We start from the raw sequence: 14,016 nt of genomic DNA on the forward strand, positions 1-14,016 counted from the left end.
ATGTTAGAAAAATACGAACCGAAAGATGTATTATATTGGTTTGAAGAACTTACAAAAATTCCGAGATGTTCAAAAAATGAAGAAAAAGTAAGTGAATTTGTTTTAAACTTTGCTAAAGAAAGAGGTCTTTATGCAAAGAGAGATGATTTATATAATGTAATAGTAAAAAAACCTGCAACTAAGGGTCTTGAAAATGGACCAACAGTAATATTGCAGGGACATATGGACATGGTTTGTGAAAAAACTTTAGACTCAAATCATGACTTTTGTAAAGATCCTCTTTCACTTAAGGTAGAAGATGGATACCTTATGGCAGATTCTACAACTCTTGGAGCCGATGATGGAATTGCAGTTGCATATTGTCTTGCTATTTTAGATAGTGATGACATACCTCATTCAAATTTGGAAGTTCTATTTACAACTCAAGAAGAACTTGCCATGGATGGAGCCTCTGCCGTTAAACAAGAGGACTTGGAAGGTAAGTATCTATTTAACATAGATGGCGAAGTTGAAGGAGATCTTTTAGTTGGATGTGCGGGAGCTTATACAATAACATCAAAAAGAAAGATAGAGTTTAGAAAACCTTCATTAGAAAAAGCCTATTCTTTATCTATTTCAGGACTTACTGGAGGACACTCTGGTCAGGAAATTGAAAAATTTAGAGCAAATTCAATTAAAGTGTTGACAAGACTTCTTGAAGATGTAGATGGAATGGAACTTTCCTATATCGAAGGAGGATCTAAACACAACGCTATTCCAATAGTATCAAAAGCATTGCTATATGCAAATGATGAAGCTGTTAAGGAAATAGAAAATAGAATTGAAGAGATAAAATTTGAACATAGAGAAACAGATCCTAATCTTGAAGCAACTCTTTCTGAAATAAAAGAACTTCCAGAAAAGGTATGGGATGAAAAAAGTCAAAAAGATGTTCTATCTGCATTCATGGCAATGGCAGATGGGGTTTTATACATGGACTACGCATTTCCAGGACTTGTTCAAACTTCTATTTCAAATGGCATTTTAAGACAGGAAGAAGACACTATAAGTTTAGTTGCTCTTTTGAGGTCTTCAATGTTATCATCCCTTCTTGAAACAAAGAAGTCATATGAAATAATTATGAGAGCATTTGGATTTGAAGTTAGTGATGATGGAGGTTATCCTGCATGGGAATACGATCCTGACTCAAAGCTAAGAAAAATGGGAATTGAAGTTTATAAAGAGATGTATAATGAAGAACCAAATGTACACACTATACACTGTGGACTTGAATGTGGAATCTTAAAGAAAAGTCTTACTGAGACAGACATGTTAACATTTGGACCACAAATGTATGATATTCATACCCCAAAAGAAAGAATTAATCTTGAATCTGTTCAAAGGGTTTGGGAATATACAAAGAGACTTCTTTACAAAGTAAGTAGCTCTGAAAAATAAAATTAAAACTTCCTTGAGATTTTCTTGAGGAAGTTTTTTTAAAAAAATTTTTCTCTTTAACCTTTATACATTTTCTTTTTCAGTATATAATTGAGTCATAAATATAAAAGGTGATTTTATGAAATGTAAATTTTGCGGAGAAGAATTACAAGAGGGCTATAAATTTTGCACAAATTGTGGAATGCCTATAGCTGAAGAGGAAAATGACAGAGATATTCCTGAGTACTTTGAAGTGGTAGAAGACCAAAAAGAAAAATCAAAATATGATTTTAGTGAATTTCTTGGAGACTACAAGAGAGAAGAAGAAAAACAAAGGGAAGAGAGTAAAAGTAAAAGACCTGTTTTCGAAAAGGATTTTACAGATAGTTTAAACGCTAAAGATATAAATAGAGAATCTGAGAATTTCAATGACTTAGAAGACACTAAGAAGAGAAGACTCTTTGAGAGAACAGAATATAATCTATTTGAGGATATAAATAAAAATAAATCTGCAAGCTCTTATGATGACAATGAGTCTTCTGGTTTTTTTACTCAATATAAAAATCCGAAGAAAAAAAGAGAAAAGACTACAAAAAAAATTAATAGGGAAGAAAACTCTGAAGTGAATAGAAATTTTTATGTGGAAGAAGAGTATGTTCCAGAGGGTTATATATCTAAAGAGGAATTAAAACGCGTTCGTAAGAAGGATAGAAACAGAAGTATTTTTCACATTGTGTTCAACATCTTCATTGTAGTTATAGCTGGAGTTATTTCTTACTTTGCATGCCCTTCAATACAAAGATTTTTAGGAGAGACTATGGGGATTTTTCTTCATATTCCTGAAAAATTTTTCCTTTTGATGTTGTATTTGGCAATTTTATTTTTGCTGATACCTTTCTTTAAGTGTAAGGGAAAGGCTAAGGTTATTTTGTTGATACTTTCAATACTAATAAGTTGGACATTAATTGGATGGATTGTTTTAATGATTGTAGCAAGTTTATCTAATAGAAAGTGGGATAAAAAAGTTAAGAATATTGCCATATAGTATTGGAAAAAGATTGTTCTTATGATAAGATAGTTCTACCTGAGAAAAGAAATAGTACTTTAATCAAGCTTTTAGAGAGAAAGTGGCTGGTGAAAACTTTTGGCGTAGTTGAAGGAACCTATCTTGGAGGTTGCAATGAAAATTGTAGGGTTGTGCCTTATAGCTTATGAGAGATTATTAATTTAATTTAAAAGAAGTGGTACCGCGTAACCTTTCGCCTTCTGGTGGGAGGTTTTTTTATTTGTAATTTTATTTGTAATATAGGAGGAAATAATTATGAAAATGTCTAAATTTTATATGCCGACTTTAAGAGAAGACCCGGCAGATGCTGAAATTGCAAGTCATAAATTGCTATTAAGAGGTGGAATGATAAGACGAAGTGCTTCAGGAATTTATTCTTACTTACCTATGGGATATAGAGTTGTAAGAAAAATTGAAAACATAGTGAGAGAAGAGATGGACAACTTTGGAGCACAAGAGATACTTATGTCTGCACTTCAACCAAGAGAAATTTGGGAGATGTCTGGAAGGTGGAAAACTTTTGGACCAGAGATGTTTAAATTAAGAGATAGAAATGACAGAGAGTTTTGCCTTGGACCAACAGCTGAAGAGTATTTTACAGATCTTATCAAGGGTGAGTTAAAGAGTTATAAGCAACTTCCACTAAACATCTATCAAATTCAACATAAGTATAGAGACGAAAAGAGACCAAGATTTGGTATAAACAGATCAAGAGAATTTATTATGAAAGACGCCTACACATTTGATACTTGTGAAGAGGATTTGAAAAAGGCATATGATAATATGTGGAGAGCCTATGAAGTTATATTTGATAGACTTGAAATTGATTATAAAGTTGTTGCAGGTGACAGTGGAGCAATGGGTGGAAATAACTCCCACGAATTTATTGCCCTTTCTGAAACTGGCGAAGGTGTAATCTTCTATAGCGAAGGTTCTGAGTTTGCAGCGACAGATGAAAAGGCACCTGTTTACTATGAAATCAATGAAGAAAATATTGGGGAGGAAGAACTTACAAAAGAATTTACTCCAAATTGCAAGACTATTGAAGATGTATCCAAATTTACACAAGTAAAAGAAAGTCATTGTGCAAAGGCAGTTGACCTTATGGTGCAAGGAAAGCCTGTATTAGTTATAATTCCTGGCGATAGAGAACTTAATATGGCAAAACTCATCAGCTACTTAAAAGTTCCAGAACATGAAATCGAAATGATGGAAGACATTGACATTGAAGAGAGATTAAACTCAGTACCAGGGTTCACGGGACCAACTTCAGATATTCCTGAAGAGGTTAGAATTCTTATTGATGAAAGAGTAACAAAGATGAAAAATCTTGTAATTGGTGCAAATGAAAAGGACTACCACTACAAGAACGCAAACTTCAAGAGAGACTTTGATGGCGAAGTTGTTAAAGACCTTCTAATGATTAGAGAGGGGGATATTGACCCTGAAACTAAAATGCCACTTAAATCTGCAAGGGGAATTGAAGTTGGAAATATATTCCAGTTAGGACAAAAGTATTCAAAGTCAATGAATGCCACATTCTTAGATGAAAATGGAAAGGAACAATATTTTTACATGGGAAGTTATGGTATAGGAATTACAAGAACCGTAACTGCAATTATTGAACAAAACCATGACGATAAGGGAATTATTTGGCCACTAATAGTTGCACCATACCACGCAATAATCTCTGTGCTTAACACAAAGGATGACACACAAATGGAACTTGGAACAAAGCTTTATGAAGAGCTTAGACTAAAGGGCGTTGAAGTTATTCTTGACGACAGAAAGGAAAGAGCTGGAGTAAAATTTAACGATAGAGATTTAATAGGAATCCCTCTTAGAATAACAGTTGGAAAGAGAGCAGAAGAAAATATAGTTGAGTACTCAACCAGAAGCGAAATGGAAAATAGAGACATCACCAGCGAAGAAGCAATTGAAGAAGTGATGAATGAAATTTCAAAATCTTTAAAATGCTTGGATAATTTCTATAGATAATTTAAAGATTTATAGTCCCACTGTATTTATTGATTGGTATAATACTAAAAGGGTATATATATCAGGAAAATAATTTATAGGAGGCAAGAATGAAGAAAAAACTATTATTAGTTGCACTTTTTCTATGTTTTGCGGTAGGCTTTACAGCTTGTAATAAAAAAGACAACACAGATGAAACAAGTACACCACAAACGCAAGCACCGACTGAAACAGAAGCTGCAACAGAAGAAACTGAAAAGGAAAAGGAGGAAGCTGAAGAATTATCAGGAAGAGTTACTCAAAACTTTGATCTTTCAAATCATGATTCAAAGGAATCTGCAAGACTTTGGATTCCATATGCAAAATCAGATGAATATCAAAACATTTCGAATGAAGAGATAACAATTGACGAAGAAGTTGGAACAGCATCTGTTGAAGAAGACGAACTTGGAAACAAGATGATATACGTTGAATTCAAACCAGAAGCAAAGGAAAAGAAAGTTAGCTATTCATTTGACGTAACAAGAAAAGAAGCTTTAAGACCTGAAATAAAACCAGAAGAGGAAATAAATACAGAAGAATTTAAAGAATATCTTAAAGACTCAAAACTTCTTAACATAAACGGTCCAATCAAAGAAGAAGCTATGAAGATAGTTGAAGGCAAAGATACTGTTGAAGAAAAAGTAAAAGCAATCTATGACTGGATTTATGAAAACATGATTAGAGATAACGACGTTATAGGATGTGGTCAAGGAGATGTTGACGAACTACTTACAACAAAGGCTGGTAAATGTACTGATATAGGATCAGTATTTGTGGCAATGTGTAGAGCAACAGGAATTCCTGCAAGAGAAACATTCGGTGTTAGACTTAGCAAGGACGACACAGCGGACATAACAAAGTCACAACACTGCTGGGTTGAATACTATCAACCAGGAACTGGCTGGTTCCCAATAGACATTGCCGATGTATTAAAGGGATGTCTAACAGACAATCTTGAAAAGGACAGCAAAGAAGCACTTGAATTAAAAGATTACTTCTATGGAAATTGGGACGCAGTTAGAGTTGGTTTTACAAAAGGAAGAGATATAAACCTACAACCAAAACAAGCTGGAGAACCACTTAACCAATTTGGTTATCCATATGCAGAAATAGATGGAAATGCATTAGACTTTTATAAAGCAGATGAATTTATTTACCAATTCAACTGGGAAAAAGCAAAATAATTTTTTTAAAGCTATTGAGTAAGCAATTCTCAATAGCTTTTTGTATTTAATAAATATAGAAAATTACGTAAAATAAGTGTAATGATATCAAAATTGGGTAGTTATAAAATAACATAAAAAATAAAGGTAGTGGTAATTATGAAGAATAGAATCGAAGAATTTAGAAAACCTTTAGGACTTTCACAACACAGATTGGGAAAAAAAGTAGGCGTTTCAAGAGTGAGTATAAACAAGATTGAAAACGAAAAAACTATCCCAAATCTGAAGCTTGCGATGATGATTTCACAGGCATTAGATAAGTGCCTATATGAAGTTTTTGATCTTGATGGCACTGGAAAATATCAATGTCCATGCTCTAAGAATAAGCGTGGACGTAAAAATAAGGAACAAAGTCGCTAATGACAACTTCAAAAAAAGGTTTAGGCTCCAAAGGGAGCTTCTACATACCTGACCACGAAATTATAAAATATTGTAAATACCCTAAAAATATTAACGGAACATGTGGTTATACCGCAGCATGTATACTTCTTAATTATTGGGAGAAGAGGTGTGGAGGTTACATCCCAGAAAAATTTTTAAAGGATTCCCAGTTAAAATTGGATGGAAATACATTACAAGATGAACTGAGAAACTATTCTAAATTTGATAGGAGTTGGGCAAGAAGTATTAGCCATGCCACAAATAACTACCTTAGAAAATATGGACTGAAGGGAAGAGCTAGTTTCAATTTATTTAGTACTGGCATAGAAAAGAGTTTACTAAGAGGATTCCCAGTAATAGCCTTCGGATATATTAAAGACGAGAGCAAAAAAAATAAATATATATTTCATGCAGTAACCATCTATGGAAAGAAAGGTGACAAATACATTTGCCATTATGGATGGAGAGGTTACGAAGAAGTGCTTTTAGAAAAGAGAATAATAGGATCAACAATGTTATTTAATCCTTTCTAAATAAAATAATTGTTGTAAAAGGATATAACACTTATAAGAAAAACCAAAAAATCTTATAGGTGTTATTTTTTATTTGCATACTAAGACCAAGCTATTTATACGCCTATATGATATAATAATAAGAAATATATTTTTGAAATTTGGTATGAGTTAAGCTTTAGGAAAACATTTACGGAGGAAGCTATGAAAAAACTAATCAAACAGACAGTGGCACTAACACTATCAGTGGCAATTGCAGGTTCCACAATTGGAATGGCAACAACAAGCTTTGCAGAAGAATTAAAAGGGACAAAAAAAGTTAGAGAACTAAAAGTAGACAGAATCTCTGGAAAGAATAGATACGAAACATCAGCAAAAATTTCAAGAGACTATGCCACAGTGGGAGGAAAAATCTTAGTAGCATCAGGAGAAAACTACGCAGACGCACTATCAGGTTCCCCACTATCAGGAGAAATAGACGCACCGATACTATTAACATCAGAAAAAGAAACACCAGCAGCAGTAAAAGCAGAAATAAAAAGAATTAATCCAACAAAGACATATGTCTTAGGAGGAAATTCATCAGTATCAACATCACAACTTAACACAATACCAAATAGCCAAAGAATTGCAGGAAAAGATAGAATAGAAACAGCAATCAAAGTAAACGAACTGAGAAAAGAAAATAGCACACTTGAAGGCGAAGCAATCTACAATGCATTCAACTATCCAGATGCCCTATCAGCAGGACCCCTTGCAAGAGCAATGAAGCTTGAATTAATACCAGTAGAAAAAGCAAACAGCCCAAAATATATCTTTGGAGGAACCTCCACAGTAAGATATAGCGGAGCAGTGGAAAAGAGATTTTCAGGAAGCGATAGATACAAAACATCAGTAGACATAGCAAAGAAATTTGCTGAAGTAAATGGAGGAATAAAGAAAGTTGTAATTGCATCAGGAGAAGACTACCCAGATGCACTATCATCATCAATCGTTTCAAAAGCAGAAAACGCACCAATACTTTTAGTTAGAAACAACAAACTACCAGAAGAAGTAGGAAAGTTTATAAAAGAGAACAAAGTTGAAAAGGCCATTGTTATAGGTGGAACTTCATCTGTTTCTAATGGAGTTATTGAAGAGCTTAAAGCTGTTTATAACATTGATGCTTCTGAATTTAAGGAAGCGTTTAATAATGACGAGTACATTGACTTACGAGAAATAGAAAAAGAGATGGTTAAGCTTGTAAATAATCTTAGGGCAGAAAATGGAGTGGCTCCTCTTGAAATCTCTGAAATAAATAGGAAAGAGACCATGATACGTGCTTCTGAAATGGCAGAGTATGGAAATATAACTGTAAAAGGAGTTCCTCATGCAAGACCTGATGGTAGTAAATGGATTACTGCATTTAATGAAGGTATCGCCCATGGAGAAAATATGTTAATCTATCCTTTGAGTTTCTATAAAGGTAAATTGTATGGTGGATTTTCAACTGATTTTAACAGTCCAGAAAAAATAGCGAAAGTTCTTTTTGATTTGTGGTATAATTCACCAGGTCATAAAGCCAATATGCTAAGGGAAAGTTTTAAGACAATGTCCCTTGGAGTTCAAGTAAATGAAACTGGTAAAGGGGTAGAACCTTTTTACAGCAAAAATCAAGTTATGTTTATGATGGTAGGTGTTCAAATATTTAGTTCATATACCGATGATGAAATAATTGAACTTAAAAAGAATGGGCCAATTGAAATTGAAGGAATTTATTTTGAATAAAGAATAAAAGAGTAGTGTAACGCTGCTCTTTTTATTTCAGGAGCTTTAGCAGGATTTTCTCTGGAACTTTTAGCAGTTATACTTACAGATATTTATCATTATATTAATGATTTTTTCATAAGTAAAGGATTTGTTCCATATCAATTTCCATTTTTCGGAGGACTTATATGGGGTGGTATAACTTTTTAGGCTATATGTTTGAAGTACTTTCCATAATTTATATGACTTTAAAATCTTGGCGAAAAGATGATAATAACAGAGTCAATTTCATAAAGTCTTTATTGATAGGTCTTAATTGTAGTTGATATAAAGAAAGAATAGGATTATAAATAAAAGAAAAAGCTGGAATTAAATATATTATAATAGTATTTCCAATATTGTGCTCAATATTTTCTTTTGCTGCTTACTATCTATATTTGCATTAATACAAGTGTTCTGCTATTATTGATAGATGTTAATAAAAAAGAAGTGGGGAGACATGACTGAACAACTAAGAACAAATATTAGAAAAGATAGAATAAAAAGAGCTATTATCATGGCTTTTGCGTATGTGGGAGTTTTGACTGGAGCTGGACTTGCTTCAGGACAAGAACTTTTACAATACTTTGTAGGATTTGGTGTTCCAGGGCTTATAGCAGTGGTGGTTACGGGACTTTTACATGTAGTATTCGGTTACATTATATTATCAATGGGATCATATTTCTTAGCTAGTAAACATAGTGAAGTTTTAGAACAAATGACTCATCCTATAATTGTAAAATTATTGGATATAGCGCTTATGATTACCTGCTTTGTTATAGGTTTTGTAATGATAGCAGGAGCGGGATCAAATTTAAATCAACAGTTTGGTATACCTAGCTGGATAGGGGCTTTAATATGTGTAGTACTTATTTTGATAGTAAGTCAATTTGATTTTGAAAAAGTATCAGCTGTAATAGGGTCTTTTACACCATTTATAATAATTTTTATTATTATGGGCACCATTTATACAATATTTTGGGCTGATGTAGATTTAAAAACATCTACTGAAATGACCAAAACTTTAAGCAGGGCTATTGACAATGTAGCATTATCAAGTTTAAATTATTTTTCTATGTGTATGATGACAGGTGTATCTATGGCTTTTGTATTGGGTGGGGAAGAATTTAATAACAAAGTTTCCAAAACAGCAGGTATAGTTGGAGGTTTTATAGTAGGTTTTATAACTACTGTTGCAACATTTACTTTATATGCAAATCTTCCATATATTATAAATTCAGATTTACCAATGCAAGCTATTATCACAAACATTCACCCGATACTAGGAACTTTTATGTCCATAGTAATATATGGAATGATTTTCAATACAGGTATTTCATTATATTATGCTTTAGCGAGAAGAATTTCAGGCGATGATAAAAAGAAATTTAATTTAACTTTAACCATCCTTACACTTACAGGATATGGACTTTCATTTGCAGGATTTAAGAAACTTATAGCTATCATGTACCCTATAATTGGGTATATGGGAATAGTATTGATACTTGTTATATTTTTAGGTTGGATTAAAAATAAATCAAAGATTGAAAAAGAAGCAGAGATAAGAAATAGAATTTATGATCTCATATTTGCTAAAAAAGATCCGGGTCAAGATTTTTCACAAAAAGATTCTAAAGAATTAGAAAAGCTTAAAAACAAATCTATTGCTGAAGATGATGACTTTAAAGAAAATGTTGGACAAGCTATAGATAAACATATAGATAATATTAATGATTAAATCATCAATATATTTATAACGAGAGTTATTTTGCCATAATAAAACTACGGGTAAGAACAATTATAAAATGCGAAATATAATAAACGCTAATTATAGTACAACACAAAAATGGGCTGTGTTACAAGGTGCCCGCACAAAGTTGGACTTTATATCAGAGACATTTAGAAATATTTGTCTCTGTTTTTTTACGTTTTGTAAATTTCTCCTATGGAAAATCACCTCTAAGCTGCATTTATTTTTCTATTTATTTCGACAAAATAGCAAAGATTATTTTTTAATGGATACAACTAAAACCAATATACTTAAGCCCTTGAAATATCGTCGCTTTGCTGATATGATTAATAATAATATCAGCAGGAGGTAATTATGGTTTCTTATAAGGATTTTGAAAAAGTTTTGCTTGATGAGTTAAAGCAGGCACTTGGTTGCACTGAGCCTATTGCTATTGCACTTTGTGGAGCTAAGGTTAGGGAATATTTAAGTTCAAAGCCTATGGACATAGAAGTTTATTGCTCTAAAAATATTATTAAAAATGCATGGTCTGTGTTAGTACCTAACTCTCAAGGTATGAAGGGAATATTAACTGCAGTATCCTTAGGGATTGTTGGAGGAGATGCTTCAAAAAATTTAAGGGTTTTAGAAGATATTTCCAACGAAGATATTGAAAAGGCAAAGGAATTAATTGAAAATAAAATTATAAAGACACATGTGGCAGAAGTTCCAAACATGTTATATATAAGAATAGAGGCTGTAACGGCAAATGAAGAAGTAACTGTTGTTATTGAAGACAGCCACGACAATTTTACATTTATAAAAGTGAATGATGAAGTTGTGTTTGAAAAGGACAACGACAAAAATATTAGTGAAGTAGAAGACAGATCATTTTTATCTGTTAAGAGCATAATAGACTTTGCAGATAATGTTAATTTTGAAGATATTCCTGAACTAATTGAAAGACTTGACCTACAGATTAAATCCAATATGGAAATTGCAAAGCGTGGTCTTAGGGAAGAATATGGTGCAATGATTGGTCAAATTATAAAGCAAACTTCTAAAGGGAGTGTTGAAGATGAGATAAAATCTATGACCTGTTCTGCTTCTGATGCAAGAATGGGAGGTTGTTCTCTTCCTGTGGTTATAAATTCTGGTTCAGGTAACCAAGGCATAACTACCTCTGTGCCTGTAATTGTGTTTTGTGAAAAGGAAAATATTTCAAAGGAAAGACTTTACCGTGGACTTATGGTTTCAAATCTTATTGCAATTTATCAAAAATATTATATTGGAAAACTTTCTGCATTTTGTGGAGCTGTGTCTGCAGGATCAGCTGCAGCTTGTGCAATAGGATATTTAATTGGACTTGACGAAGAAAAAATTGAATCCATTCTTACAAATGCCCTTGCAACTTCTGGAGGAATTGTATGCGACGGTGCAAAGGCGTCATGCGCTTCAAAGATTGCAGTGGCACTGGACAATGGTCTACTTGCCCTTGAAATGGCAAAGAGGGGAATAGAGTTTGAATATATGGATGGAATTGTAGGAAATAATTGCGATACCACTGTAAAAAACATTGGGAAAATGGCGAGTGAAGGCATGAAGGATACTGACGATAAAATTCTTGAAATCATGCTTGAAGAAAATTAATTAAAATTTTTTGGGATTTGGTATATAATAGTTACCAAATCCTATTTTATTAACTTAAGCGAAGGGAAAAAATGACAACATTAAGACAAAAGGTATATAATTCTATAAAACTGGATATTGTTTCTGGAAAGTATAGTCGAGATGATATTTTAAATGAAAAAAATTTGATGCTGAAGTACAATATAAGTAAGGCTCCTGTTAGAGACGCCCTTATTGAACTTTGTAATGAAGGTGTACTTAGGAGCATACCAAGACTTGGCTATGTGATGGTGAGTTATTCCAAGGAATATCTTGATGGAATTTTAAAACTCAGAAAATTTTTGGAACCAACTTACCTTGAAGAGAATTGGGATAGGATTACTGATGAGGATATCTCAAAGCTGGAAAGTCTACATAGGAAACATTTAGAAGAAGCTTGTAGAGAAGATCCAGTTTCCTATTGGAATACTAATATGGATTTTCATTTAACTTTAGCTTCTTTTTATCACGATGAGTACTTTTATGAGATTTTGGAAAATGCCTTTCAAAAACAAATGCTTGTTTTTTCTCAGTATTACTGGAATAATTGGAGGAGAGAGGTCTTTGACATCTACAGTCATCAGCATAGTGAATTTTTAAGTTATTTAAAGAGTAGGGACAGGAAAAAAGCGGTTTTAGAACTTCGAAAAGATATAGAATATTTTATGAAGGGTTAATAGCCGTAGGTTGTTGACAAAAAAAAGAAAAGTTGTTACATTACTATTAAAAATTTAAAACTATAGGAGGCGCATTATGAAATTTGTAGGAGAGGGTTTAACATTTGATGATGTATTACTTGTACCAAGAGAATCTCATGTTCTTCCCCACGAAACCGATTTAAAAACTAATTTAACAAAGAAGATTAAATTAAATATTCCACTAATGAGTGCAGGCATGGACACTGTAACAGAGTCACGAATGGCGATTGCAATGGCAAGACAAGGTGGCATTGGTGTTATACACAAGAATATGACTATTGAAGAACAAGCCAAGGAAGTTGATAGAGTTAAAAGATCAGAACATGGTATCATAACTGATCCATTCTATTTATCTCCTACAAACAGTATACAAGAAGCCCTTGATGTAATGGCAAATTATAGAATTTCTGGAGTCCCAATTGTAGATGAAGACATGACACTTGTTGGGATTTTAACAAATAGAGACGTTAGATTTGAAGAAGATCATGAACAGGAAATTAAAAATGTCATGACACCAAGAGAAGAACTTATTACTGGCAAGGAACATATTTCAATGGACGATGCCTTAGAAAAGATGAAGAATGCAAGAATTGAAAAGCTTCCTATCGTAGACGATGAGTTTAAACTATCAGGACTTATCACAATCAAAGACATTGAAAAATCCATCCAATATCCAAACTCTGCAAGAGATTCAAACGGCAGACTACTTGTTGGTGCTGCAGTAGGTATTACAGAAGATATGATGGATAGAGTGAGTGCATTAGTAAGTGCAAAAGTAGATGTTATTACAATTGACACTGCTCATGGTCACTCAGCAGGAGTTATTAAAGCAGTTAAGAAGATAAAAGAAGCTTATCCAGAAATCCAAGTTATTGCAGGTAATGTTGCCACATATGAAGCGACAAAGGCGCTTATAGAAGCTGGTGCTGACTGTGTTAAAATTGGTATAGGACCTGGATCAATTTGTACAACAAGAGTAGTTACTGGTATAGGTGTTCCTCAAATCACAGCTATTATGGAAGCTGCTAAAGCTGCCGAAGAATTTGGAGTGCCAATTATTGCAGACGGTGGTATTAAGTACTCTGGAGATATTATAAAGGCAATTGCAGCAGGTGCTGACGTTATAATGGCAGGTTCACTATTTGCTGGAACTTCAGAAGCTCCAGGAGAAGAAGTTCTTTATGAAGGAAGAAGATACAAAGAATATAGAGGAATGGGTTCTATAGGAGCAATGAAATCAGGTTCAGAAGACAGATACTTCCAAACAGGTTCAAAGAAATTTGTTCCAGAAGGAGTTGAAGGTAGAGTTCCATTCAAAGGTAAAGTTGAAGATGTTGTTTATCAATTAGTTGGAGGACTTAGAGCAGGTATGGGTTACATTGGTGCTAAAGATATTCCAACAGTTAAAGAAAGAGCTCACTTTGTAAAGATAAGTTCAGCTTCATTAATTGAAAACCATCCACATGACATCTCTATTACAAAAGAGTCACCAAATTATTCAATCTTTTTAAAATAAAAA

At 33.1% G+C, this 14,016-nt stretch carries 11 protein-coding genes and 1 other annotated feature; all 11 genes read left to right on the plus strand.

Features of this window, described 5'->3' with window-relative positions:
• The 11 genes from pepD to guaB all read left to right on the plus strand — a co-directional run bounded on the left by pepD (window position 1) and on the right by guaB (window position 14,013).
• Window positions 1-1,437 carry a beta-Ala-His dipeptidase gene (gene pepD / locus BN2746_RS01455; RefSeq protein ID WP_055078094.1) on the plus strand — a complete coding sequence of 479 codons (1,437 nt, stop codon included), beginning with the start codon at window positions 1-3 and terminating at the stop codon, window positions 1,435-1,437.
• Between the two features lie 118 nt (window positions 1,438-1,555).
• Window positions 1,556-2,461, plus strand: coding sequence for a zinc ribbon domain-containing protein (locus BN2746_RS01460; protein ID WP_055078095.1), 906 nt, complete (start codon window positions 1,556-1,558; stop codon window positions 2,459-2,461).
• 32 nt (window positions 2,462-2,493) lie between these two features.
• Window positions 2,494-2,686, plus strand: a binding site (T-box leader).
• A gap of 51 nt (window positions 2,687-2,737) precedes the next feature.
• A complete protein-coding gene (locus tag BN2746_RS01465; RefSeq protein WP_055078096.1) occupies window positions 2,738-4,480 on the plus strand; it encodes a proline--tRNA ligase in 1,743 nt (580 codons plus the stop codon).
• Between the two features lie 89 nt (window positions 4,481-4,569).
• Window positions 4,570-5,685, plus strand: coding sequence for a transglutaminase domain-containing protein (locus BN2746_RS01470; protein WP_055078097.1), 1,116 nt, complete (start codon window positions 4,570-4,572; stop codon window positions 5,683-5,685).
• A gap of 138 nt (window positions 5,686-5,823) precedes the next feature.
• Entirely contained in the window at window positions 5,824-6,084 is a 261-nt protein-coding gene (locus BN2746_RS01475; protein WP_055078098.1) for a helix-turn-helix transcriptional regulator, read from the plus strand.
• Window positions 6,084-6,638 carry a C39 family peptidase gene (locus BN2746_RS01480; protein WP_055078099.1) on the plus strand — a complete coding sequence of 185 codons (555 nt, stop codon included), beginning with the start codon at window positions 6,084-6,086 and terminating at the stop codon, window positions 6,636-6,638. Before BN2746_RS01475 ends, BN2746_RS01480 begins: the two co-directional genes overlap by 1 nt.
• Window positions 6,639-6,821: 183 nt before the next feature.
• Window positions 6,822-8,384, plus strand: a complete 1,563-nt coding sequence (locus BN2746_RS01485) for a cell wall-binding repeat-containing protein (RefSeq protein WP_055078100.1) — start codon at window positions 6,822-6,824, stop codon at window positions 8,382-8,384.
• 478 nt (window positions 8,385-8,862) lie between these two features.
• Entirely contained in the window at window positions 8,863-10,140 is a 1,278-nt protein-coding gene (locus BN2746_RS01490) for a YkvI family membrane protein (protein WP_077064897.1), read from the plus strand.
• A 366-nt stretch (window positions 10,141-10,506) separates the two neighbouring features.
• Window positions 10,507-11,781 (plus strand): L-cysteine desulfidase family protein, encoded by a 1,275-nt coding sequence (locus tag BN2746_RS01495; protein WP_055078101.1) that lies wholly within the window; start codon window positions 10,507-10,509, stop codon window positions 11,779-11,781.
• Window positions 11,782-11,852: 71 nt separating this feature from the next.
• Window positions 11,853-12,476 (plus strand): GntR family transcriptional regulator, encoded by a 624-nt coding sequence (locus BN2746_RS01500; protein WP_055078102.1) that lies wholly within the window; start codon window positions 11,853-11,855, stop codon window positions 12,474-12,476.
• A gap of 76 nt (window positions 12,477-12,552) precedes the next feature.
• Window positions 12,553-14,013 carry an IMP dehydrogenase gene (guaB, locus tag BN2746_RS01505; RefSeq protein ID WP_055078103.1) on the plus strand — a complete coding sequence of 487 codons (1,461 nt, stop codon included), beginning with the start codon at window positions 12,553-12,555 and terminating at the stop codon, window positions 14,011-14,013.
• The last annotated feature ends 3 nt before the right edge of the window (window positions 14,014-14,016 follow it).

The sequence above is a fragment of the Lagierella massiliensis genome, from assembly GCF_001407835.1.
In the GTDB taxonomy this organism is placed as follows: domain Bacteria; phylum Bacillota; class Clostridia; order Tissierellales; family Peptoniphilaceae; genus Mediannikoviicoccus; species Mediannikoviicoccus massiliensis.

Bases quoted from the DNA above. Each gene is read 5' to 3' on its own strand.
- pepD (WP_055078094.1), top strand. From the start codon at position 1: ATGTTAGAAAAATACGAACCGAAAGATGTATTATATTGGTTTGAAGAA.
- BN2746_RS01460 (WP_055078095.1), top strand. From the start codon at position 1,556: ATGAAATGTAAATTTTGCGGAGAAGAATTACAAGAGGGCTATAAATTT.
- BN2746_RS01465 (WP_055078096.1), top strand. From the start codon at position 2,738: ATGAAAATGTCTAAATTTTATATGCCGACTTTAAGAGAAGACCCGGCA.
- BN2746_RS01470 (WP_055078097.1), top strand. From the start codon at position 4,570: ATGAAGAAAAAACTATTATTAGTTGCACTTTTTCTATGTTTTGCGGTA.
- BN2746_RS01475 (WP_055078098.1), top strand. From the start codon at position 5,824: ATGAAGAATAGAATCGAAGAATTTAGAAAACCTTTAGGACTTTCACAA.
- BN2746_RS01480 (WP_055078099.1), top strand. From the start codon at position 6,084: ATGACAACTTCAAAAAAAGGTTTAGGCTCCAAAGGGAGCTTCTACATA.
- BN2746_RS01485 (WP_055078100.1), top strand. From the start codon at position 6,822: ATGAAAAAACTAATCAAACAGACAGTGGCACTAACACTATCAGTGGCA.
- BN2746_RS01490 (WP_077064897.1), top strand. From the start codon at position 8,863: ATGACTGAACAACTAAGAACAAATATTAGAAAAGATAGAATAAAAAGA.
- BN2746_RS01495 (WP_055078101.1), top strand. From the start codon at position 10,507: ATGGTTTCTTATAAGGATTTTGAAAAAGTTTTGCTTGATGAGTTAAAG.
- BN2746_RS01500 (WP_055078102.1), top strand. From the start codon at position 11,853: ATGACAACATTAAGACAAAAGGTATATAATTCTATAAAACTGGATATT.
- guaB (WP_055078103.1), top strand. From the start codon at position 12,553: ATGAAATTTGTAGGAGAGGGTTTAACATTTGATGATGTATTACTTGTA.